At 48.2% G+C, this 23,160-nt stretch carries 20 protein-coding genes and 1 tRNA gene; 3 read left to right on the forward strand and 18 right to left on the reverse strand.

The annotated features are described in order from the left end of the window. Nucleotides 1-127 precede the first annotated feature (127 nt). The 16 genes from IPJ67_04140 to IPJ67_04215 form a co-directional block, all read right to left on the reverse strand. Nucleotides 128-559 carry a hypothetical protein gene (locus IPJ67_04140; GenBank protein QQR77305.1) on the reverse strand — a complete coding sequence of 144 codons (432 nt, stop codon included), beginning with the start codon at nucleotides 557-559 and terminating at the stop codon, nucleotides 128-130. A gap of 18 nt (nucleotides 560-577) precedes the next feature. Beyond that, entirely contained in the window at nucleotides 578-985 is a 408-nt protein-coding gene (locus IPJ67_04145; protein QQR77306.1) for a hypothetical protein, read from the reverse strand. Continuing rightward, entirely contained in the window at nucleotides 969-1,712 is a 744-nt protein-coding gene (locus tag IPJ67_04150) for a hypothetical protein (protein QQR77307.1), read from the reverse strand. The genes IPJ67_04145 and IPJ67_04150 overlap by 17 nt, the downstream gene beginning before the upstream one ends. Before the next feature lie 94 nt (nucleotides 1,713-1,806). Further along, entirely contained in the window at nucleotides 1,807-2,172 is a 366-nt protein-coding gene (locus tag IPJ67_04155; protein QQR77308.1) for a hypothetical protein, read from the reverse strand. Nucleotides 2,173-2,258: 86 nt separating this feature from the next. Further along, the gene (locus IPJ67_04160; GenBank protein QQR77309.1) at nucleotides 2,259-2,582 is read right to left on the reverse strand and encodes a hypothetical protein; all 324 of its coding nucleotides are present in this window, start codon (nucleotides 2,580-2,582) and stop codon (nucleotides 2,259-2,261) included. Next, complete coding sequence (locus tag IPJ67_04165) at nucleotides 2,579-4,015, reverse strand: hypothetical protein (GenBank protein ID QQR77310.1); 1,437 nt, start codon at nucleotides 4,013-4,015, stop codon at nucleotides 2,579-2,581. Before IPJ67_04165 ends, IPJ67_04160 begins: the two co-directional genes overlap by 4 nt. 96 nt (nucleotides 4,016-4,111) lie before the next feature. Beyond that, nucleotides 4,112-6,022 (reverse strand): hypothetical protein, encoded by a 1,911-nt coding sequence (locus tag IPJ67_04170; GenBank protein QQR77311.1) that lies wholly within the window; start codon nucleotides 6,020-6,022, stop codon nucleotides 4,112-4,114. 221 nt (nucleotides 6,023-6,243) lie between these two features. After that, a complete protein-coding gene (locus IPJ67_04175; GenBank protein ID QQR77312.1) occupies nucleotides 6,244-8,103 on the reverse strand; it encodes a hypothetical protein in 1,860 nt (619 codons plus the stop codon). 85 nt (nucleotides 8,104-8,188) lie between these two features. After that, the gene (locus IPJ67_04180; protein ID QQR77313.1) at nucleotides 8,189-9,403 is read right to left on the reverse strand and encodes an ABC transporter permease; all 1,215 of its coding nucleotides are present in this window, start codon (nucleotides 9,401-9,403) and stop codon (nucleotides 8,189-8,191) included. Continuing rightward, nucleotides 9,400-10,077, reverse strand: a complete 678-nt coding sequence (locus IPJ67_04185) for an ABC transporter ATP-binding protein (protein QQR78038.1) — start codon at nucleotides 10,075-10,077, stop codon at nucleotides 9,400-9,402. Before IPJ67_04185 ends, IPJ67_04180 begins: the two co-directional genes overlap by 4 nt. Nucleotides 10,078-10,112: 35 nt before the next feature. Then, complete coding sequence (locus IPJ67_04190) at nucleotides 10,113-11,267, reverse strand: efflux RND transporter periplasmic adaptor subunit (protein ID QQR77314.1); 1,155 nt, start codon at nucleotides 11,265-11,267, stop codon at nucleotides 10,113-10,115. Nucleotides 11,268-11,281: 14 nt separating this feature from the next. Next, the gene (locus tag IPJ67_04195; protein QQR77315.1) at nucleotides 11,282-11,749 is read right to left on the reverse strand and encodes a hypothetical protein; all 468 of its coding nucleotides are present in this window, start codon (nucleotides 11,747-11,749) and stop codon (nucleotides 11,282-11,284) included. Nucleotides 11,750-11,963: 214 nt separating this feature from the next. Continuing rightward, on the reverse strand, nucleotides 11,964-13,415 hold the full coding sequence (locus tag IPJ67_04200; protein QQR77316.1) for an ABC-F family ATP-binding cassette domain-containing protein: 1,452 nt from the start codon (nucleotides 13,413-13,415) through the stop codon (nucleotides 11,964-11,966). Between the two features lie 75 nt (nucleotides 13,416-13,490). Continuing rightward, the gene (locus tag IPJ67_04205; protein ID QQR77317.1) at nucleotides 13,491-15,461 is read right to left on the reverse strand and encodes a toprim domain-containing protein; all 1,971 of its coding nucleotides are present in this window, start codon (nucleotides 15,459-15,461) and stop codon (nucleotides 13,491-13,493) included. A gap of 131 nt (nucleotides 15,462-15,592) precedes the next feature. After that, a complete protein-coding gene (locus IPJ67_04210; protein QQR77318.1) occupies nucleotides 15,593-16,120 on the reverse strand; it encodes a LytR C-terminal domain-containing protein in 528 nt (175 codons plus the stop codon). A 25-nt stretch (nucleotides 16,121-16,145) separates the two neighbouring features. Further along, nucleotides 16,146-16,216, reverse strand: a tRNA-Gly gene (locus IPJ67_04215). Between the two features lie 120 nt (nucleotides 16,217-16,336). On the opposite strand from IPJ67_04215, the gene IPJ67_04220 reads away from it, so the two are divergent. The 3 genes from IPJ67_04220 to IPJ67_04230 all read left to right on the forward strand — a co-directional run bounded on the left by IPJ67_04220 (nucleotide 16,337) and on the right by IPJ67_04230 (nucleotide 19,993). Beyond that, on the forward strand, nucleotides 16,337-17,791 hold the full coding sequence (locus IPJ67_04220; GenBank protein QQR77319.1) for a DUF4012 domain-containing protein: 1,455 nt from the start codon (nucleotides 16,337-16,339) through the stop codon (nucleotides 17,789-17,791). A 122-nt stretch (nucleotides 17,792-17,913) separates the two neighbouring features. Next, the gene (locus IPJ67_04225; protein ID QQR77320.1) at nucleotides 17,914-19,653 is read left to right on the forward strand and encodes a threonine--tRNA ligase; all 1,740 of its coding nucleotides are present in this window, start codon (nucleotides 17,914-17,916) and stop codon (nucleotides 19,651-19,653) included. 64 nt (nucleotides 19,654-19,717) lie between these two features. Then, nucleotides 19,718-19,993, forward strand: coding sequence for a hypothetical protein (locus tag IPJ67_04230; protein QQR77321.1), 276 nt, complete (start codon nucleotides 19,718-19,720; stop codon nucleotides 19,991-19,993). A 73-nt stretch (nucleotides 19,994-20,066) separates the two neighbouring features. Here the strand turns inward: IPJ67_04230 and IPJ67_04235 are convergent, their stop codons facing one another. Beyond that, nucleotides 20,067-20,993: a DUF475 domain-containing protein gene (locus IPJ67_04235; protein QQR77322.1), complete on the reverse strand. Its 927-nt coding sequence runs from the start codon at nucleotides 20,991-20,993 to the stop codon at nucleotides 20,067-20,069. 127 nt (nucleotides 20,994-21,120) lie between these two features. Then, nucleotides 21,121-23,124 carry a transglycosylase domain-containing protein gene (locus IPJ67_04240; GenBank protein ID QQR77323.1) on the reverse strand — a complete coding sequence of 668 codons (2,004 nt, stop codon included), beginning with the start codon at nucleotides 23,122-23,124 and terminating at the stop codon, nucleotides 21,121-21,123. Nucleotides 23,125-23,160 lie beyond the last annotated feature (36 nt).

Here is a 23,160-nt window from a genome sequence, read left to right on the forward strand (position 1 = left end):
AGAAAATTCGTCCAAGAAAACCTTACTGGAGCTCATCTCAAAAATAAAATACTCTCCACATATGCCACAACATATGAGAGAGTACTTTTTGTAAGCTCAGAAACTATTCGCCTGAAGCCACCACATTTCATCCCTCAGATATTGCAATCACGCGCTTTCCCGAAAGAAAGGCAATCACACAAATCATAGGGGAAAACACCACCAAGGAAGCTATGAATTTAGATTCATCAGCAGGTTCAGCAAAAAAATAAAGCGCTGTCAAAATTTCGAAAATCACGAACGATAAGAGAGCTTCTCGAACGACTATCCCAGAGAAAAATAGAAATGAATCATTCCGAAGCCAATGCTTCTTCCCCTTCCGACTGACAGTAAGGTGAAAAGAACTAAGAGTCGAAGAGGAGAGGATGCTGAAAATAAGCCAGTCGAAACGAGCATACTTCGTATGATCTCCAGGAAAGATAGAAAACACAAAAATCCCAGAGATGACTACTGTCAAAAAAGCAGCTACAAAGAAAACCCGACTGGAAAAAATACTCCCAGACATATCGACATTAATCATAACAGCCTCCAATTTTTGCTAACAAAGAACTTCCGAAAGCTCCCGAGACACAGCAGTGAGAGCAACACTTTCGGCAATCCCTTCCGGCACGCCGAGAATTTGCGGTTCAAAGGACGGGTCGAGCTTCTTGGCGAGAAGCAAGAGTGTCGAGAGATCGTAGTCATGCGCCGTCATGCCGGCATTGCGGGATCGGGCGATGTCATCAATCGAAAGCCACGCTACTTCGTCGAGTCCTCGAACCGTATCGAGAATAGCCCATTTTCCCCGCTTCGGCAAGTCTATTTCATTGGGGTCTTCGATTACAAAGTGCGCATGTGGAAATCGATCCCGCAATTGTGGCACGAGAATTACCGGAAGGTTATCCAAGAGTAAATCCGGATTGCCAAACACCGATACGGAAAACGCCGCTCTATTTTTTTCGCTCATAGGCATTGGCAAAGGCGATACTTTTCTGTGTATACGCGCGAAGTCGCGTCACTGTTTGTTCCGAAAGCGTCTCACATGGCACACCCCAATGAATGGATATCCATGCGCCGGGCGCAAGAAGATCGATATCGATATCGGCAGAGAGATCTCGCACAAGCCGACGAGAAACCGGCAAACCGAGTGAGAAAACGCCATGATCATCTCGGCTAAGTGGCTCAATAAGCACATCGATAAACGGTCCCGAAACAGTGAGCACTTTCCCCCAACTCACGATACACTCGGCAACCGCTGTCCAATCATCATCGTGAAGCAACTCATGTTGCGTCTCGCGCCACACATTGAGCACATGAAATGAATGGTGCGGGAAGCCGCCTCGAACCACCTTCTGCCCGATAGTATCAAAACGCTCCCGCCCCGTTTTCTTCTTCACATCGAGCGCATCAAGAAGCCCCAGATACTTCTTTGGCGAAAACGTATCAAGCAAACGATTCCCAATCCAGTATGCCTCAACAACTCCATCATCAAACGGGTCTCGAATACCATTCCCTTCCGCAATGTGCAAGAGGTACGGATAGAGATTTTGGAATCGCTCAAGGATAGCCGAAAGCCGTGGATCACTCTCACCCGCATCCAGATATTCTTTCATTGTCTTATTTGCATCGGGTCCGCAGTAATGCAACCGATTCGGCCCAAACGCATACCGACTACATCGAAACACTCCATCCATATCCTCCTACTCTACACGAACCAAAAAAAAGCGCAAAAAAAACACCTAGCCGATAACCGATTAGGTGCTTCACTCAAAGAGAATGAATGAAATTTCAAGACGATGCCACCGCTCTCGTTATAAGAATATGAACATCCTTGCCACACTGATTTATCCTCTCCAAAACAGCCTCCTTGCCTATAAAGTAACTAGCAAATATTTCCCGCTCACACTGTATCACAAGCTCGTTAGCCTGCCCCTCCAATAAAACGAGTTCTCTTCGTGTAAGCCGCGTGTCACAGCCAACGCATCCATAGTGATCACTGTTATCAAAAACATCCCCAAGAGAACTCAGCAATTGATCCGTGAGCCGACGCAATTTCCCAAGCGCCGCTAATGTTGCCACAGCAGGATCCTTATCGAAATTCGACACAACTGGAACCTGACCAAGAGGAAAAATTTGACTAGAAGCTGAATGCATGACATTCTCCTTTTTCTTTGGTTGATTTTAAGAAACAACGAATTTCTGCAAAGTTTAACACAAAAAATAGTTCATGTCAATATTATTTAGGCACTTCTATGAATATCATTGTCTTTCTCCCCATCAAGGCGGCGAATCAAATCACGCATGGTCCAAATACCAGCAAGGAGGAGCATAGCAAAGAGAGTCTTCAAGAGAGAAGCGACGGTCACGAAGAACATCGTTTCCGAGAAGAATTTTCCGAGAGATTCCGAGAGAAGAAGCACAACGAGCGCTCCCAAGAAAAGCTTATACGACACATCCAATTCTTTCTCTACTCTCCAGACAATACCCGCCGTAAAAACAAGTGCAACGAAAAGAAACAATAGTGTTGCCATGTCAGCAACAAGCGTAGTAAGCGACAGAGTCATAGTCGATTCACCTCCTTTCCTCTTCGCGCACCAAAGAAACCTCGTTCAAGAAGCGCCTCTTCACTAACAAAGCGCGATGCGTGAGCATACAGCCAATACTCCCGCACGAAGAGAAGGAGAAGGAGCAAAAGAAGAAGAATTGACCAGAGCGATGCCCAACCAAAAAATCGCACAGCATCATTCCATGTGACGACTATTCCCCCGCCCATATCAAAGAGCGGGAGTTCAACCACTCGAAACGGAGCCTCTGCTTCAACATCGACAGTGCCAACATGAAGTCGCGCCGAAACACGATAGTCCCCCGACATCCACTCACGCGGAATCGCAATCGCCTCACGATAGTCTCCTCCCCGATGCACCACTGTCGAATGCGAACTTTCAAAGACTCCTTCGTCGAGAGCATTGCGCACAACATACGAAACTTCGCCGACACTCCCTTCGAGCGACGGGTCCAATTGATTTATAGTCAATACGGTTTCGAGTGTGCGCCACTGAAATACCCAGCCACCCGTATTTGCTACCGCAAGAGAGATTGATACAGGCATTCCCGGCATTGTCCCCTGCAATCGCTCCGGCAAAGTTCTCTCGGAACTTGACATGGGAGGCGCATGATATGTCGGAAGAGATACCAAAGCAACGGCCGGTTTTTTCTTCTTCTTTTTGTCATGATCATCGTCACCATCCGAACTCGAAGAAGAAGTAATAGTGAGTGTCAATGTATCACTTGCCGTCTGAAGCGAGTACAGGGGATGTGTCACAGTCACCGTCAACACATAGCTTCCAGACGGAAGCGATGAGGTAGGCGTCCACTCCCAATATCCATTGGAATTGGTTAAAAAGGTAGCATACACTGATGATTTCCCGACAAGTGAAACCGAGATACTTGCATTTGGCATATTGCTTGTCCCCGTAAGCGTCGGTGTTCTATCAGAAACAGAGACACTCGAACGAAGAGACACATCCGTGCCGGCAACCGTCACAATAGTAAGTGTTGGAGTAAGAGAAGCGATGCAATCCGAAGGTGTCGAAACCACAACCGGGTCAGACGAAGCAACGCCAGCTCCCATCGGGCCATAGGCAACGACGACATAGGAATAATCTACAGCAGCACTCACATTCGTGTCAGCATATTCCGAATCAGTGAGTCCTGATACAAGAAGCGCGCTGTCACGGTACACATCAAACGACGTTGCGCCACTATCGTCCGCCCAATCAAGACTCACAGAAAGCGTCCCTAATGGACATGCTGTATCAGCAGTCACCACCGGCACAATAGGTGGCGCTGGCACAGTCGCTGAAACCGTCACATCATCCGCAAAAGCGCTCCACGTTGCACGAAAGTCAGCAAAAGAAAACGTCGGCCCCCAGAGAAACCCCAGAAATGCATAGACAAAAAGGATGCCCGTGGTTGCCCATGCATGTATTCGAATCATCAATCGTATTCGCCGCGAGCGAACCGTGCATTGCCTGAGAGAGCTCATGAAATACATTATACCATTTCTCCCAACGCTCCTTCGAAACAACTCTGCCTATTCTCCAAGGAGACTCTTGAGAAGCGTATTCAGCCGCAGAGAAGCTACACCTACCACACGATCAGCCCCACCATAATAGATAAACACTCTTCCATTTTGGAGTGTTGCTCCGCATGGGAAGACCACATTTGGCACAATGCCGATTTTTTCATACTCCATTTCCGGCTCAAAGAGTGGCGTATCACTCCGCGCGAGTACACGCTCCGGATGATCGATATCCAGAAGCGCCGCACCCAAACGATAGACAGATCCCTCACTTGAGACACCGTGATACAGGAGAAGCCATCCGCTATCCGTCCGAATAGGCACTGTGTTCAATCCGATTTTTTGGTCATCCCACATGCCCTGCCGAGGAAGAATAAACGGGCTCTGTGACAGCATCGCTCCATCTGAAAATTCCAAATCATCAAAAAAATTGATATCTATCGACGGCTGTATCCGATGAAGCACTACATATTTCCCATGAATCTTTTCCGGAAAAACACAAGCATCCTTATCATCGATGCCTGGCGGAGATATGAGTTTTGGCAGCGACCAACAACTCCACTGCCGTGCAAGGAAGTCCTTTCGCACGATGGAAGTCAGTGCGACACGAGGAGCATTCACCCCATCTACCGCCGTATAGAGCATATATATTGTGTCATCGATGCGAGTGAGTCGAGGATCTTCACATCCGGAATACCCGCCACCAGCACGCATTTCAAACGACTCTCGAGGCACATACGCCGGCTCCAAACTCCGTTCATCAATCGTCATGCCATCACGACTCGATGCATATCCCAAAACCGACGCGTCCCCATTCGAAAGCGCGCGATACAAAATATGTGTCTTCCCACCATCGCGAATCGCTCCCGGATTGAATACTCCTTTCGCTTCCCAGGCATGTTCCGGAATCGGCAAAAGAACAGGGTTTTTGGGCACACGCTCAAAAGAAACTTTCTTGTCTGGATAGGTAAGCGCTCGAAGTAATTTCTTCACATCACACGTCGCCACGCAACACGTCGAGTCTGCCGCACCGTAGTAAAGAAACAGCTTCCCTCGCCGGATGAGTGCACCAGACGGAAACACAATGTTTGGAACCTTCCCATACAGTTCATATTCTTCCTCAGGAACAAGAAGTGGTGCCGTTGTTCGTGCAAGAATTTTCCGAGGATCATCCCGGTCAAGAAGCACTGCCTCAACACCAAAAATTTTCCGTTCAGTAAAATAATTCCGTATATGTGAATACACTAAGAGCCAGCCATCCGACGTCAAGACGGGTGACGCTCCGATTTCAACATGATCAGTATCCCCTCTCTGGAGACGAATCTCATGTGTCTGAAGGCTTGAATACCATGCATTCCAATGCGCTTCCGACCACATATCTTCCACGCGATCAAACAGGGCGAGTCCGATAGTTGATGGCGGTCGATCGGTATTCGCCGTCAATATCGCTGCAAATTTCCCTTTCACCTTCTCCGGAAACAGCGTCATCGCCTTCGCATTAAAAGGCGTCACAAGATGTTTCTCATCTATTCTTCGCAAATTCTTCGAAAGCGCAACAGCCACCTTGATGCCCTCTGCCGAGAAAGGATAAGTCGACAGCGCCGTGTAGAAAATAAAGTATGTCCCGTCTATTTCCGTGACGCGCGGATCCTCACAACCAAATCGCTCCCACGATTCCTCAGGAACGATAAGCCGTCGGTGCTTTTCGAAATGAATTCCATCAGCACTCGTCGCATGCCCAATTGAAGACACTTCGTATGTTTCGCCCTCATGCAACACGCGTGACGATTGTGCTCGATACACCAGATCCGTCCATTTCTCTCTTCGCACCGGACAGCCGTTAAATGCCGCGGATCGTTCCCAGAAATTTTCACTTTCCCCTACCAAAATCGGATTCTCATTTGATCGTTCCACTCGAATCATATCGTTTCAGTTATGAAAACAATTCCACAAAAACAATCTCCACATTGAACACAGACAAAGAAATATTTGAGGAGGCTATCACGGTTATGAAAACCTAAAAATGAAAGTTTCTTTCGCTTCTTTTTGCTGTTCGAAACAGAGAAACTTACCTGCCAAGCCCCGCAACTCTTTCTTCAGCGCGCCAAATATGGAAATATTCGAAAAAACTACCAATCCTCATTCTATTCATCTCCTAACTTCACATACCTTGTTGGTACCACCTTGTTGGCATGGAGGAGCGATTCGAGCAGGCGAGCAATAGGCACCGTCGCCACGCACGTCACCGTATCTGCGCTTCCATAGTATACAAAAAGTGTCTCATCCTTCACAACTGCACCGCAGCTATAGACTATCTGCGGTTTCGAGCCCTCGTTCTCATACCAAACCTTCGGCTCGAGAATGGGCGCTTTTGATCGAGCAATCACTTTGGTTGGATCTTTCTTGTCAAGAATCATTGCCCCAAGCTTGTACCCGCAATCCCGTGTCGTCGCATGATAGAGCACAAGCCAACCCGCTTTCGTTTTTAGAGGAGATGGCCCAACACCCCGAACCAACAGTTCCCAGCGTCCCTTGAGTGGCACTTTTACATGATCACTTCGAATAAACGTATTCCCGTCAAAATCAAGATTGTCAAAATAATCGACGCGTACCTCGGGACTAATACTATGAAGAATAGCAAATTTCCCATGAATCTTCTCAGGGAAAATCGTCCAGTTCTTGTGTATCTCACCGGGTGGCGAAATCATCACCGGTCGCGACCAGTTCCACTTCCGCGAGAGAAAGTCGTCAACCGAAATTTTTGTAAGCGCCACGCGCGGAAAATTATATCCATCAAATGCCGTGTACGTCATGTAGAGCATATCATCAACACGTGTCACTTTCGGATCTTCACTTCCACCCCACCCACCGCCAGAAGTATATGGGGTCGAGCACTGTTCCTGAATCCTTGTCACGCGCACGTCATCGAGCGTAGGTGAAGAAATATAAATAGGAACATCAAGCCGTTCATGCACCGAGAACCCGTCTCGACTGTTGGCATACCCAACCGTCGACAAACCATTCGTGCCAATAGCGCGATAAAGAATATGCACCATGCCATCATCGGAAAGAAATGCCGCCGGATTGAAGACTTCTCCTGACTCCCAGTTATGTTCCTTTCGAGAGGTAAGAATAGGATTCCCTGGATAGCGTTCGAGTTTTACGCCATCCGGAATCACCGAAACCGTAGCATTTCGAGAAACTTTCCAAAATTGTGCAATTTCTTCAACAAAAAGTTTCCCATCAACGCTCCAATACAACAATACCTTCTTCGCACGCGGGACAGCGCCGATAAATCGAATGTCTTTGCTCTGCCATGAGTCCGGAGACTCCCACATTGCCTCCTCTGATCGCCAAAGTACCGTCTGTGGATTGCTCTTCTCTACCAATGCCGAACCGATAACCCATCGACCATCTCTATTTTCCGAGGCATACATGATAAGAATTCCCTTCCCAGCAGAGATTACAGCAACGACATTCATCGGACCTTCATCGAAATATCCCTCCCGCGGTTTGAGAAGTGTCGTCCGTTTGACATTCCAATGTTTCAAGTCGGTCGAGAGCGCCAATTTGATACTGCGCTCACCAAAAAAAAGCCCGTAATGAGCTTCACTCCCTTCTTGTAAAGCAACAGCAATTCCTGTTTCGCGAAAACCATCCTTCACAGAAAGACTATCCCATTCGACACCGTCACGGGATGTGCCGGACAATATCTGAACACCTCCGCTGCGCGCTCTTTTCTTGTATGAAATAAAAAATGAATCGCCAGAAGCATTTAGTGATGAAATGCGAAAAACATCCGAGATATCCGGATGCAAGCGAAGACTCCCTAAAAGTTTTGTAAAAACAAGCTCCTTTCGCGTCGAGTCGAAAGAAACGCCATTCGAACTACTCAAAACAAAAATAGGACGATTTGCCTTCCCTTCTACATCACGCACGTAGAGATACACTGTTTGTCCAACCGACGAAACCCCAAGAACCAAACGGTCCAAAGAACGTTCCATAGTGATTCGATAGATATATTTTTTTTATTATAGCACCAAACCAAAAAATACTTTTTTCCGGGCTGTCAAGAGAACACGCAATGTACTATTCGTATCGCAATGCCTCAATCGGACTCAGGCGAGCGGCACGCTCCGCCGGGTAGTATCCAAAGACAATACCAACTCCCGCGGAAACACCGAATGCCAGGAGAATTGCCGACAGAGAGATAGTCGTCGAAAGCCCCGCAAAGTGCGAAATGAGCAAAGAAGCCGCCCAACCAAGAATAATACCGATGATTCCCCCAAAGAGAGTAAGTACAATTGATTCCACGAGAAATTGCAGCCGTATGGAGCGCCGCCGTATACCAACTGCCTTGCGCAACCCGATTTCGCGCGTCCGCTCTGTCACAGTTGTAAGCATCATATTCATGATACCGATACCACCAACCAAAAGCGAAATACCCGCAATCGAGGAAAGTAAAATCGTAAATGTTCCCGTAATAGAAGAGGCGGTTGCGATAATATCGTTTTGATTCACCAAACTAAAATCCGCCTGTGCCGGATCGCTAATTGCGTGTCGAGAGAGAAGAAGGTCAGAGATGGATTGTTGCACCGCTACCATGCTCTCCTGGTCTTCCGCGGCAATGCTAATAGTGTTCACATATGCATCCCCCGAGAGAAAGTGCTGAGCACTCGTAATCGGGACGTACACAAAATCATCGGGATTGTTGAAACCAGAGCCACCCTTCAATGTGGTACTGCCAATCACTTCGAAATCAACATTTTTGATACGAACAAACTGACCAATCGGATCCGCGCCCACACCAAAGAGGTCTTCTAGCGCTGTCGGTCCCAAAACAGCAACCTTTGCAGAACTCTTTTCTTCCTGATCAATAAAGAATCGCCCTTGATCAACAGCGACATTGCGCGCCACAAGATAGTCCGCAGTCGTACCAACAACTTCAGTATTTGTATTGTTTCCTTTTGCCGTAAGCTGGTAACGCCGAGACACATCCGGCGCAACCGCACGCACACCGTCCACACCACTCTTGATAGCTATCGCATCATCCAATGTCAGTGTCTGCGCACTCCCACGACCGCCACTCGCAAATCCCGTGCGTTGTGCGCCTGGCATAACGATGATGAGATTCGATCCAATTGATTCGATACTTGATGCGATTGATGCCTGAGCGCCCTGCCCAATCGACACCATAGTAATAACCGAAGCAATACCGATAACAATACCTAAAATAGTGAGCCCCGATCTCACTTTGTTGGTCGACAATGACCAAAATGCTTCAGAAAAAATATCGCGCATCATATTCGTGTGTCTGATTCAATGCGTCCGTCTCGAACAGAAAGAATACGACTTGCAAAATTTGCTACTTCCATTTCATGTGTAATAAGCACGATAGTATGCCCCTCTCGATGCAATCGCTGGAATGCCTCCATGACAATATGTCCCGTTTTCGTATCGAGATTTCCTGTTGGCTCATCCGCAAAAATAATCGACGGGCGATTAATAAGCGCCCGAGCAATAGCAACACGCTGCATCTGTCCACCAGAGAGCTGATTGGAAAGATTGAGAAACTTTCCTTCTTCCATACCAGCGACAAACAGTGCTTCACGCGCACGTTGTGTGCGTTCTTCGAGCGTTGTATCCGTGTAGAGAAGCGGAAGCATAACGTTTCGCAATACGGTCGTGCGAGGAAGGAGATTGAACGATTGAAAGACAAATCCAATCTTCTCTTTACGCAATTCCGAGAGAGCATCGTCACCCAATTTCGAAACATCCCGCCCATCAAAGAAGTACGTGCCCGATGTTGGTACATCGAGTGCGCCAAGAATGTGCATCAGGGTGGACTTTCCTGACCCCGAAGGTCCGATAATCGAGACAAAATCCCCGCGTTCTATCCCAAAAGAGACATTATCAAGCGCCACGGTATCCAAATCACCGCTTCGATACACTTTCCTCAAATTTCGACATTCAATCATCATATCGTTTCGTATCCAAAAACGCAGTCCTTCATCTATCGACCACCCAATCCAGGAATTCTCACACCACTACTACCGCTAGATGTATTCGTCGTTGTTGCATTGGCATTAGTCGTCTTCGTCACAACCCTCTCCCCCACATCGAGTCCCTTCAAAATTTCTGTGCTCGTACTATTTGACAAGCCAACCTCAACCGCCTTTCTCTCTGGAACATTGTCAGACAAAATCTGGACATATGTTCCAGAAGCATCCGTCTTCACGGCGCTATTTGGCACCACAGATGTATCTGACTTCACATCGTAGATAATCGAAGCAGACACACTCATGCCAGGCTTCACTCGTTCATCTGACGCATCAAACCCGAGAGTCACCGTATACGTGACAATGCCAGAGGCAATCGTGCCAAGCGAATCCATCTTCTCAACCGTACCCGAAAGCGCCAATCCATCAAGTGCACTAAATGTCATCATCGCTTTCTGTCCGAGAGCGACTTTTGAAATATCAACTTCATTCACACTTATCGATGCCTTCACAGTCGAAAGATCACCCACAATGATTGGCGTCACCTTGGACGAACTCGATGAATTACTTCCGAGATCATCGCCATTTTTAATATTGATTTCGTTCACCGTTCCGTCTATCGGAGACACAACACGTCGCTTCGATGCATCATCGCGCGTCTTCTGATAACTCAATTTTGCCGCAACAAGATTTTGTTCAGCAATAACTATACCCGCTCTCGCCGATTCAATTTTTTGTGTCAAGATATTTTTGTTGAGAGCTGTACCCGTTCTTGTCTTGTAGGCATCGCGTGCCTGATCTTTGGAAATATTCGCGGCAAAGACGGCATTTTCTGCTTGTTTCAACGAAGCTGACGCATTAGCAAGACTCACATCAAGCTGATCATTCTCAATCGAAAAGAGAACTTGCCCCTTCTTGACCGCGTCACCAACACTCACCGAAAGACCCGTCACCGTTCCGGAGATTGTTGGATCAATAGTTGCCTGCTGATCGACCGTCACATTGCCGCTCCCGGAAACCGATGCAGAAATCGTTCCTTTCTCAACCGCCGCCGTAGTATATTGTGTCGCCCCCGCACTATTTGATGAACTATTCTTGTTCCACCAAAAGTATCCGCCGCCAATGACAACTATTGCACCGATGATAACTCCCTTTTTCATTCGACTCATACAACGTAAGAATATCAATTAGTAGCGGGACGATCTGGAGCAGCGCCTTGAGGAAGGATGTCGATATTTTCCGCGGCAACCGTTCCATCAGGACTACTCTTCCCATTCACGCGGACACGCTCCCCGACTGAGAGGTCGGTCGATGCCGTTGGAGCTGATTTCGAAATTAAAGTAGTGTCTGAAAAATATACAATCCTCGATCCACCATCGGGAGTTCGTATGGTAATACTTTTATCATCATGGGAAAGGATTTCTCCGGTCGCAAAGTCGCCTCCTGGAGCACCCACACCGCGCGTGCCACCTGTCCGCGCGCCCGTACCGCCAAATCCAGATACCCGATCACCAGCGCCATTACGCATTGAAGTGCTCTGCCCCGATAAAGATGCCGCAACCGATTGTTTCTCATACGCCACCCCACCAAAAAACCCCGCGCCAAGAGCGATTACTGCAGCAACCCCAAGAAGAATAGGTTTCTTTTCCATAAAAAATAAATTTAATGCTGGCAAATACAACAAAGCCTCCATACCCAATACAATACGCATCGTGTCAAAAAAGTTTGCAACACCAGAACGAGAGAGGTGTAGAACATTCTTTTATTTAAAAAACAACAAAAAGGGATAGCCCACTCAAAAAGGAGCTATCCCGGAAATACTCACGCCCTATTTTGTCGAGAATATTCCAAAAAAAATAAGAGAATCACAGTGATTCCAAATCAATCATTTCATCGATACGAATCTGTGCAACGAAATTGTAGTCGTGACTCACAAGAATCATCGCGCCAGCGTATCGATCGAGCGCTTCCGCAATAACTGGCAAATGACGGAAGTTTATGTGATTGGTCGGCTCGTCAAGGATAAGAAGATCAGGCTCTTCGAGGAAAAGTTTTGCGAACATAAGAAGTCCCTTCTGCCCCTCGGAGAGACTCTCGATTTTGTTCTGAATGAGAGCTGCCGGCACGAGAAACTTCGTCGCTGTCCGATAAACATCCTCCATGCCACCACCCTTCATAGACGCGCGGAGCGATTCTGCAACCGTCTGACCGAAATCAAGCGTCGAAAAATCCTGCCGATAATAGCCGACTTTCGCGCTAGGCGTAATCATTGCAATACGCTCATCACCAGAGGCAAGCGCTTCGAGAAACGTGCTCTTGCCGATACCATTGGGACCCGAGACGAGAAGGTGCGTCTTGCGCTTGAGTGTCACATTAACCGGGCGAAGTGTCGACTCGCCATCGCGGACAACCGACGCTGATTTGATTTCAACAATCGGACCGGTCATATCCGAAGATGGAATATCAAATGTCGGAAGCGTTTTATCTTCGCGACGAATATCGGCTTTATTTTCTTCCAAATCATCGGCAAGTGTCCGCATACGCTTCGCAACACTGCGAAGCTTCCCACCTTTGTGTGCGAATACATTCGCCTGCGCGCGCTTTTCACTAATTGTATGTTCGCGACGCGCGTTTTCGCGCTCAGCTTTCTCGATGCGACGAGCAATCTCTTCAACCACATCGTAGTAGTCGCCCGCATATTGCTCTACTTTTTGCGTAAAGATATCGAGGTAGAGCACGCCATTCGTAAACGCATTCAAGAAGTCTGCATCATGCGAGATGACAAGGCAGGTCTTCTGATACTCGACGAGAAATTTTGTGAGATGCTCGATACCGGAAGGATCAAGATTGTTGGTCGGTTCATCGAGCAGGAGAATATCGGGATTCTGAATAAGCGCCGACGCAAGCAAAAGCCGAGCCTGTTGCCCACCGGAAAATTCCCGGATCTTCTTGGTAAGCGGTGGGGTCGAGAGATGCACCACCTCGAGCACCTTCTGAACCAAAGCTGGCAGATTCCATTTCTTTTCACTGAAACACTTCGCGAAAAATTCCTCTACGGTAAGCTCGAGCTCCTCACGCGACACCACCTGCCGCGCAATTGCCACACTCGCTCCAGGTTCAATCGAAATCCGCCCGCCAGTCGGCACGAGTTCACCCATAATAAGTTTGAAGAGCGAGCTTTTCCCAGCGCCGTTTTGCCCCATGAGCGCTGCTTTGAATCCCGCTCGCACCGAAAAGCTCACCTCATCAAGTACGGGCTTCTTGTGACTATACTCAAATGAAACACTCTCAAACCGAAGAACAATATTGTCCGCCATACGAAAAAAGTTGAACGAAAGAAAAACGCTCGAGAGCGTTCTTCAGGATGACAGAAAAAGAGAAAAAAGGCAACTCTACTTCTCTCCCCCAACCCGCACCAACTCTCCAACCAATCGGCGTTCTTCTGCTGTGTCTCCCCGTTCGTGCGCGGCGCGCATGGCGCGTTCGAGAGATTCCATTTCTTCCTTGCGGAGCGTTTCAATGAGGTGTTTCCAGGTGGTATCAAAGAACACGCGCGCTTTTTCGATATCTGCTTCCTCAGCCTGTTCGGGGAGTCGGAGCATTTTCTCACCAAGGAAAGCGAGTTCCGCCGCTTCTTTTTTGAATTCTTCGGGAATCTTCGCAAATGAAAACTCCCCCGCCGTTTCGCCAGCGAGAAACGCGAGAAGCGGCATCTTCGCAACAAACGAAAATACCCGTTCCGCCACCCCTTCGAGCGGGAGCGGTAGGAGTTTCGGACATGCCAAGAGAAGCGCTGCAATATCTCGCCCCAACCTTTCCGAATGTGTTTCAAAAGAAGCGCTTGCCACAGAAGATTCGGGATTTCCAGCGTCTCGCGAAACCAAAGGTGCAACAGAAGGCTTCAGCGTCTTGAGAAATGCAAGGAGCGTTTTCTCGGCGACACCGATTCGATTGGCAAGTATATGCACCCAGTGCATCTCTTCTATACGCTGCGGAATAAGCTGGACAAGTGCGAGGAAATCTTCAGCAATACGCCGCTTCCCCTCCGCGGATTTCACATCATGAGTCGAGAGGAGTGTCTCGAGAAAATATTCCGGCGCCGGCTTCGGTTTCGACACCGCCTCAAGCAAAGCATCAACATTCTCCTTTGCCATTTCCGCCGCATCCTTCCCTGAAGAAATCGAAACAATCGCGACCGAGAACCCCAGCGCAAGCGCCATCTCAGCACTCTTCCGTGCCGCCTTCTGCCCTGCCGAGTCCATATCAAAGAAGAGTCGAAGTGTATCAGTGTAGCGCTTGATTATCCGGAGTTGCTCTTCTGTAAGCGCTGTCCCAGATACCGCCATGGTATTGGTACACCCTGCCTGATGCATCGCGATCACATCCATATTCCCCTCCACAAGAAGTGCGGAGTTTTTTTCTCGAAGAGACTGCTTCGCCTGAAATATTCCGTAGAGCGCTCGCGATTTGTGATACACCATCGTCTCTGGCGTATTGATATACTTCGCTTGTGATTCATCTCCACCAGGCGCGACCCGTGCTGAGAATCCAACGACACGACCAAGTGTGTCGAGAATCGGAAACGTAATCCGATCACGAAACCGATCATAGTACCCTCTTTCCGTCATTCCCGCAGAAGTGGGAATCCGGTCACCAGCAAACTCCAAAACATCGTCACTGCGAACAAAATCCGTAGAAACTCCCTGCGCACCTAAAGACTCCTGATTTTTATTTTCAACGTGTGATTGCTTCCGAATAACCATTCCCGCTGCTTCCATTTCGGAAGCCGAATAGCCTTTGCTTATGAGGAAATCTGACAGCGTCCGCCATCCGGGAAGGGCAAATCCCAACCGAAATGCTCGTATGGATTCATCAGACAGTCCTCGATCGCGCAGGTATGGAAGCGCCGCCTTTTTCCCTGCGCCATCCCACAATTGCTTTTCAAAAAACTTCGATGAAAGATCGAGTATCTTCAATATGGCTTCCTTGGCGACACCCTCATTATGTCTCTCATCACTTGCCCCCATCTCCCCATGAGAGACTCTCTTATCCGATTGTTGATAATCAAATCTTCTCCCACGCCGTTCCAAAACAACGCCTGCTCGCTCTGCAAGAAGCGAGAGCGCCTCGGGAAACGACAGCCCATCCATTTCCATGACGAAAGAGAAGATATCGCCACCCTTGCTGCATCCAAAGCAATGCCAACTCGCCCGCTCCTCGTTCACCACGAAGGAAGGACTTTTCTCATTGTGGAAAGGACAAAGCCCCTTCCAGCTCACGCCGGCTTTCGTGAGCGGCACATACCCCCCGATTACCTCCCGCACAGAGAGCCTCGCTTTAATATCTTCGACTTCGGTATTCATATACTTCCAGCCTATCGCCTTTCATACCAACAAAGCAAGTGCGCCCAAGAAACCAAAAAAATTCCGGCACAAACCGGAACTCCATCACCAGCAGAATCTTCTCCGAACATTTGGAACTACACTCAACCACACTACGCCCCCAACACTACCACGATCGGCGCTGTTTTTGCTTCGGGAATTTTTGCGTCTTCGACAGGTTTCGAGACAACGCCTTTGTATTCTTTGAGAAGAAGTAGCTGAAGCGCTTTTGATTCATCCTCCATTTCGGAAGAATAATAAATAACGATGCCAATATTCGATCCATTTGCATTTCCCGCCTCCGCCTTCGTGTACCCATTTGCTTTGAGATACGTCGTCATCTTGCCCGCACTCCCGCCCGCCGCACCTCCATTGAGCACCTTCATTGTAATACTCTCTGGCGCATCCGGTCTTGCAAGTGTCACGTCCTCACTTGTCACATCACTAGGCGATGCACTACCAAGCGCATCACTCGAAGCCATTGCATCAGTCTCTCCTCCTGGAATATTTACTGATGAAAAATCAGCAATCGACGGGCGTGTATCCGCCGCTTCATTCACTTGTTCGCGATATCGAACCCCGAAAGCGACACCGCCTCCGACAACCGCAAACACCAACAATGCCATGAAAATTTCCTTCATGCTGTCATTGTATCACACTTTCATGAGCGAGTGACGGGAATCGGACCCGTGCCCCAACCTTGGGAAGGTTATGTACTGCCACTATACTACACTCGCTTCTTTCTCATGGTCACTCCCAACACTGTATCATCACTTATCAGCCCTTTCAAGAGGAATGGGTTTTCCTCCACACTCTCTTCATGATAATATGCAGAGGCATCACCCTAAAAAATTCCTATGAATCTTTCTTCAATTCCCCTGCCCTCGTGGCTTAACAAAAAGCGAATTATTGGAATACTCGTCGCAATCGCGCTCCTCGGAGGGGGATTTTTTGTTTTCCTCTACAGCTCGTCACACAAAACTGAAATCGCACTCCATACTCTCGATGTCTTTGAAAAAGTATCCAAGCTCCTTCCGCTCGAAGCCGACACAAAAAAGGAAGTGTCTGTCGCTAACCAGCTGGTCCAAACCCTCACCGCGCACGACAACCAGACGCGCAGCTTCTTCATACTCCTCCAAAATAACTTTGAGCTTCGCCCTGGCGGCGGATTCCTCGGACAATATGCCATTGTCAAAATTAAAAACGGCGAACTCGTCTCTACCTTTGTCGAAGACGCCAACCTCCTCGATCAGCGCATAAAAAATGCCGGCATCGCCGTGACGCCCCCTTGGCCGCTCACGCGTTATATGCAGATTCGCAAGTGGATGCTTCGCGATTCGAACTTTTCCCCAGACTTCCCTACCAACGCACAGAAGGCAGAATACTTCTACCGTCTGGGTGGCGGTCGAGAAAAGTTTGATGCCGTTATCGCCGTCGATGCTGTCGTCTTTGATCATGTTCTGAACTTGACCGGACCCATATCGATTCCCGGCTATCCCGGAACCTATTCGTCAAATGGTGGCGCGCTTCAGCTCGAAGAAGCCGTTGAGAAAAATTATCTCGGCGACAATGTCTCCGCAACCGCCAAAGAAGGCCGCAAAACTATCATGAAGAAAATCGCCACAGAAATCATGAGTCGCCTCGCTACCGTCGATAATATTCCCAAAATCGCGACACTCGCCCAAGAAGAACTTCGCAATAAAGACATCATGATTTTCTTCCACGACACGACACTTCAATCACTTGTCGAGAGCGTCCACTGGGATGGATCCGTCACTAAAGACTGGGGCAGTGATTCACTCATGGTGGTCGATGCCAATATGGGCGCTCTCAAGAGCGATGCCTACATGAAACGATCCCTCGAATACTCCGTTGACTTCACTGTGGGTGAACGTCCCAAAGCAACCCTCCTCTACACCTACACACACACGGCAACACACGGCGACTGGCGCACCAGCGACTACCACACCTATACGCGTGTCTATGCTCCACTCGGCTCGACCTATATCGAAAACAGCCGACAGAAAACCGGTGGCGTCGGCGCCCAAGACGATACAACATTCAAAAAAACCGTCTTCGGATACAAAGTAGACGCGCTCATCGGGCAAACACTCCCCACTGGCATCTCCTACGAACTCCCCGCAACCATACAAGAAGATAACTACCGCCTCCTCATCCAGAAACAGTCAGGTATCGGTACCATCCCCGTCACCGTCAATCTCAAAACATCCAAAGGCGAATTCGTCGCTCACTACGACCTCAAGAAAGATCTCGTTCTCGAAATACAAGAAATCGAGGAAAAGAAACAATAATACCATTGGAAATACATTCTACCTAAAAATACAAGCAAAAAAGCACCTGAAAAATTCAGGGCTTTTTTTTCACTCAAATATATGCGAGAATGAAGGGTATAACCCCGCATTGACAGATATTTATGAATATACCACCACTCGAAACTATCCGCCACTCGCTCGCCCATCTCCTTGCAATGGGTATCCTTGAGCTCGACACAGAGGCAAAGCTTGGAACCGGTCCCGCAACTGAGACCGGCTTCTTCTATGATTTTGAGTTCTCCGAAGGGAAAATATTTTCCGAAAACGACTTCAAATCACTCGAGAAAGTCATGCGAAAGCTTATCAACAAAAAACTCGATTTCGCCCGCGAAGAAATTTCCACCGAAAAAGCACGACAACTTTTCAAAGGCCAGTCGTACAAACTCGAACTTATCGAAGAAATAGCACAAAGGGGTGAAATTATTTCCGTGTACAAGACAGCCGACTTTACCGATCTCTGCGAAGGTCCGCACGTCACAAACACCGGTGAAATAAAAGCCGATGCCTTCAAACTCATACGCATTGCCGGCGCCTATTGGAAAAGCGACGAGTCGCGCCCGCAACTCACACGCATCACCGGCATTGCCTTCGAAAACAAAGAAGCGCTCGAAAAATACGAATGGCAACAAGAAGAAGCCAAGAAACGCGACCATCGCAAGCTTGGCAAAGAACTCAAACTCTTCACTCTCTCCGACCAAGTTGGACCAGGTCTCCCGCTCCTTCAGCCAAATGGCATGGTAATACGCCAAGAAATCGAAAATTACCTCTGGAATCTTCACAAAACCAAAGGCTATTCTCGCGTATGGACACCGCACATTGCCAAAGAAACCCTCTACAAAACATCCGGGCACGCAGAAAAATTTGGCGATGATCTTTTCCGTGTTCAAGGAAAAGAAGAAAAATTCTTCCTCAAGCCAATGAACTGCCCCCATCACATGCAGATTTTTGCGGACAATGACTGGAGCTATCGCGACATGCCCGTTCGCTATTTCGAACCAGCCACCGTCTATCGTGACGAGAAATCCGGTCAACTTGCCGGACTCACCCGTGTTCGATCCATCACACAAGATGACGGACACCTCTTTTGTCGAACTTCACAAATAGGCGAAGAAGTTTCCGTCATCGTTTCCGTCATCAAGAAATTCTACACGACCTTCAACATGATAGATGGCTACTGGGTACGACTCTCCGTCCGAGGAATCGATGGAAAATACCTCGGCTCCGATGAGGTTTGGACTGCCGCCGAAAGCGCGCTCGAAACATCTGCCAAAGAAAATGACCTTCCCTACGTACGCGTCGAGGGAGAGGCAGCATTCTACGGACCCAAGCTCGATTTCATGTTCAAAGATGCGCTCGACCGCGAATGGCAACTCGCCACCATCCAGTGCGACTTCAATCTCCCTGAGCGATTTGACCTCGCATTTATAAATGAAAAAGGTGAAAAGGAACGTCCTGTCGTTATCCACCGTGCAATTTCTGGATCACTCGAACGTTTCATGGGCATCATGATCGAACACTATTCCGGTGCCTTCCCACTCTGGATCGCTCCGGTACAAGTTGCCATACTCCCTATCGGAGAGGCACACGAAGCGTATGCGAGAGAGCTCGCCAATACACTGCTCCATGAAGATTTCCGCGTCGAGATACTTTCCAATGAAAGCCTTGGCAAGCGCATCCGAGAAACCAAAGTCAAAAAGACGCCCTATGTACTCGTCGTCGGCGACCAGGAAGTCGAAACCAAAACTGCCACTATCGAATCCCGCGACACTGGCAAACTCGGTGCGCTTCCGATGAAGGAAATTCTCAACCGTCTCACAGCGGAACGAGAGCAGATGAAATAGAAACACTCCGATGAAAATGCTACTGACAAACAAGAACAATGTTGTACAATAAAAAACACAAGGAATGGTCGACCTTGTAAAAGAAATAAACCGGCTACAAAATAATAATTCTATGGGATACGAGAAATACGAATCATCAGTCCTGCAAAGAGGGGACGATGGGACAACTCCTGAAGTAGAAAATTTAAGAAGACAGGAGCAAAAAAAACAAATTGAAGAACTAAAAAAACGCCTTGCAGAAATAAGAGGCTCCGCATCAGATGCTGATGACACCGATGAAATAGCAAGAATCCTTGAAGAAGAAGCCCGAAATTTGCGAGAAAAAGCGAAAGAAGCATAGTGTCATTCAAAAGATTCTATACGAAAAAACACCAGTAAACTTGGTGTTTTTTTGTTTCAGAAATATCCCCGTTCTACACTTTCACTGGCACCATTTCTCGTCTCGATTTCAAGAAAAAATAGCTAACAACAACAAAGGTGATAACCGGCGCAACATAGGGTGGTACATGCGCGCCAAAGGCTTCGAGGAGCATAATCGTGCCAAGTGAGAGCACGGAATACATCGCACCATTCTTGAGATAGGCGTAGCGTTTGATGCGTTCTATATTGCCCATTGTAAACTGTCGGACAGCCAGCGCGCCCAAGCTATTCCCAATGAGAATGAGTGGAACAGAAAAAGTAAAAGCAAAAGCTCCCAAGACGCCGTCGATCGAGAATGTCATATCGATTGCCTCGAGATAGAGGAGCTTGCTAATGTCCGAGAGTCCTCCCTTTGAGCTCAACATCCGTTGTTCGCTTTGCTCCGCCTGTTGCTTAAATCCATGCGTAATAAAGAATACGGTTGAACCAACGACAGCACCGAAAGCAACGATCGGATCTTGCCGAAGTGCAAACCACACAATAGTCGCGAGCAGTATCGATACGGTTGCATAGAACCACACTCCCTGCGAATAGAAAAATTTCTCTCCAATAAGCCCAAACTGTTTCTCCTCCATAAAGAGCCAATGGAAGAAAAGGAAGACCAAGAAAACACCGCCACCCATGAGGAGTATCGGTGCCGCAGACTCGATAGCTGTCTGAACAACTTCATCACCGGAGAATGTTGAAAGAAAAGCGTCTACCGGTCCAAGCCCTGGTGCAGCTGCCCAAATAATCGCCCAAGGCAAAAGCCCGCGAACAACAAACACGGCAAAAAACAATCCCCATGTCAAAAACCAGCGCTTCGACTTCTCTCCCATCGTTCCCAAAACCTGGGCATTGATAATGGCATTGTCGATACTCGACACCACCTCAAACAAAAAGAGTCCGAGTACAATGAGAATAAGTGAGGTAATATCCATACGCGCAGTATATCAGAATCAAATGAAAAGCTCTAAAAGCCTACTAAGAAAGTCTGTTTTTCTGAAAAACAGTGCGAGAAGTACGCCTTTTTGGTACATTTTTAACAGGCTCTAAGAAAAACTCGTCTTACTTTTTCTTTTTCTTTGTCGTCTTTTTTGTGTCATGTTTTTTTGCGTCAACACCCTGATCGTTTGCGAGACTCTTTCCAAAACGCCCAGCAAGCGCATGAATATCCGTCGGAACGGAATCATACGATGCAAATGACGCTTTCGGGAAGCGATCAATCACTCTATCGAGGAAATCCCGCCAAAGTGGTGCCGCAGCAAAAACACCATCAGCGCCATATCGCAGGGGTGTATTGTCATTATTCCCTGCCCACACAGCAACCGAGAGCGAGGGCGTATAGCCAACGGTCCAGGCATCGTGAAAATCCTGTGTCGTCCCCGTCTTCGCTGCAACCATACCCTTTGGGAAAGCAAGGGGGCTGTGCGAGCCAAAAATAGGCGCGCGAAGCGTATTATCAGAGAGAATCGTGTTGATGCGCCTGGCGATCTCCGGATTCAAAGCGCGTGACTCTTTCACTGGAAATTCATCATGAATTGATCCGTCCAGACTGTCTACAGAAAGTATGAGCCGATATTCACGATGCATTCCCTCCGAAGCAAACGTTGCGAATGCACTCGCCATATCTATGGGCAATACTTCTGCTCCACCCAAAACCAATGCCAATCCATATGGACGTCCATCGTCAAGTGTTGAGATACCCAGCCGTCGAGCGAGTCCAATCACATCCGAGACCCCAGCAACGGCGAGCGTCTGAACAGCTGGAATATTGAGCGACTGCGGAAGCGATTCTTTCATTGGTAGCGCACCGCGATATTTCCCATCATAATCCTTCGGCACATAATCTCGCCCGGACCCATCCGGTCCAAAATTTGTCGGCACATCATACACAAGTGTCTCCGGTTGATATCCTTCTTCAAATGCACGCGCATACGCAAACGGCTTGAACGCTGACCCCGGCTGGCGCGGTCGCATCGTCACATTGACCGCACCATCAATGTCGGTATCGAAATAATTGCGACTCCCCACCATCGAAACGACATCTCCAGTCGGCACATCAATCGCAACAAGTGCCGCATTCTCAGCATTATAAACAGCGTTACGCCGGACACCAGTAGTGATCGCCTGTTCCGCTTCATCCTGCATACTAAGATCCAGCGTCGTCCGAATCCGAAGCCCTCTTGTCTCGAGAAACTCTCGCCCGTACTGCTTCTCGAGCGCATCAATAACAGCAAACACGAAGTGGGGCGCGCGAATCGGCGCATCAATCGGACGAAGTTTGGCAAACGTATTCGTATCGCGCGCTCGCTGAGCATCATAGGCACTCACAAATCCATCCGATTCCATATACCTGAGTATCGATTCTTGTCGGCTACGAAGTTCATCGCGATGCAATCCATATGGCGAGTAATGCGTTGTCGCCCGAGGGAGCGCTGCGAGAAATGTCGCCTCGTCGAGCGTCAAGTCCTTCGCCGGTTTTCCAAAGAACGATTCCGCTGCCCGCTCTATACCATAGGCATTCGAACCATAAGGAACGGTATTGAGATAGAGATCAAGTATCTGATCTTTGGTAAATGTCCGTTCTATTTTGAAAGCAAGTACCGCTTCTCGGATTTTTCGTATCACTGTTTTCTCGCGCGAAAGAAAAACAATTCGTGCAAGCTGTTGCGTAATCGTTGAGGCGCCCTGCTCGATATGTCCCGATTTGATATTGGCACGAAGGGCGCGAAGAATAGAAAACGGATCGACGCCGAAATTCCAGTAGAACGATCTGTCCTCAGCGGCAACTGTCGCAAAACGAACGATATCAGGAATAGCTTCGTGTCCTACAACAGTCCGATTTTCCTCACCGTGCAATTCATAGAGCGGCACCGTTCCCGTCCTATCGAGAATAACCGACGTCTCCGCAAGGGGGCGATCGAGCAATTGCGACACATCTGTCGAATCGGAAAAGTAAATAGCAGAAAGTCCCAGTATTCCTCCGACGCCCACGAGAAACACAAGATAGAGAATTTCTCGAAGAAGCGAAAAAAAAGCGGAGACAGTCTTCCGCAGCCATTCTTTCATACACGATCATTTCAGGAAAAAACACCTTCGATGCGA

This window comes from Candidatus Moraniibacteriota bacterium (assembly GCA_016699385.1).
Lineage (GTDB): Bacteria > Patescibacteriota > Minisyncoccia > Moranbacterales > UBA1568.

Coding starts and splice junctions, on each gene's coding strand:
- IPJ67_04140 (QQR77305.1), bottom strand. CDS start 559: ATGATTAATGTCGATATGTCTGGGAGTATTTTTTCCAGTCGGGTTTTC.
- IPJ67_04145 (QQR77306.1), bottom strand. CDS start 985: ATGAGCGAAAAAAATAGAGCGGCGTTTTCCGTATCGGTGTTTGGCAAT.
- IPJ67_04150 (QQR77307.1), bottom strand. CDS start 1,712: ATGGATGGAGTGTTTCGATGTAGTCGGTATGCGTTTGGGCCGAATCGG.
- IPJ67_04155 (QQR77308.1), bottom strand. CDS start 2,172: ATGCATTCAGCTTCTAGTCAAATTTTTCCTCTTGGTCAGGTTCCAGTT.
- IPJ67_04160 (QQR77309.1), bottom strand. CDS start 2,582: ATGACTCTGTCGCTTACTACGCTTGTTGCTGACATGGCAACACTATTG.
- IPJ67_04165 (QQR77310.1), bottom strand. CDS start 4,015: ATGATTCGAATACATGCATGGGCAACCACGGGCATCCTTTTTGTCTAT.
- IPJ67_04170 (QQR77311.1), bottom strand. CDS start 6,022: ATGATTCGAGTGGAACGATCAAATGAGAATCCGATTTTGGTAGGGGAA.
- IPJ67_04175 (QQR77312.1), bottom strand. CDS start 8,103: ATGGAACGTTCTTTGGACCGTTTGGTTCTTGGGGTTTCGTCGGTTGGA.
- IPJ67_04180 (QQR77313.1), bottom strand. CDS start 9,403: ATGATGCGCGATATTTTTTCTGAAGCATTTTGGTCATTGTCGACCAAC.
- IPJ67_04185 (QQR78038.1), bottom strand. CDS start 10,077: ATGATTGAATGTCGAAATTTGAGGAAAGTGTATCGAAGCGGTGATTTG.
- IPJ67_04190 (QQR77314.1), bottom strand. CDS start 11,267: ATGAGTCGAATGAAAAAGGGAGTTATCATCGGTGCAATAGTTGTCATT.
- IPJ67_04195 (QQR77315.1), bottom strand. CDS start 11,749: ATGGAAAAGAAACCTATTCTTCTTGGGGTTGCTGCAGTAATCGCTCTT.
- IPJ67_04200 (QQR77316.1), bottom strand. CDS start 13,415: ATGGCGGACAATATTGTTCTTCGGTTTGAGAGTGTTTCATTTGAGTAT.
- IPJ67_04205 (QQR77317.1), bottom strand. CDS start 15,461: ATGAATACCGAAGTCGAAGATATTAAAGCGAGGCTCTCTGTGCGGGAG.
- IPJ67_04210 (QQR77318.1), bottom strand. CDS start 16,120: ATGAAGGAAATTTTCATGGCATTGTTGGTGTTTGCGGTTGTCGGAGGC.
- IPJ67_04220 (QQR77319.1), top strand. CDS start 16,337: ATGAATCTTTCTTCAATTCCCCTGCCCTCGTGGCTTAACAAAAAGCGA.
- IPJ67_04225 (QQR77320.1), top strand. CDS start 17,914: ATGAATATACCACCACTCGAAACTATCCGCCACTCGCTCGCCCATCTC.
- IPJ67_04230 (QQR77321.1), top strand. CDS start 19,718: ATGGTCGACCTTGTAAAAGAAATAAACCGGCTACAAAATAATAATTCT.
- IPJ67_04235 (QQR77322.1), bottom strand. CDS start 20,993: ATGGATATTACCTCACTTATTCTCATTGTACTCGGACTCTTTTTGTTT.
- IPJ67_04240 (QQR77323.1), bottom strand. CDS start 23,124: ATGAAAGAATGGCTGCGGAAGACTGTCTCCGCTTTTTTTTCGCTTCTT.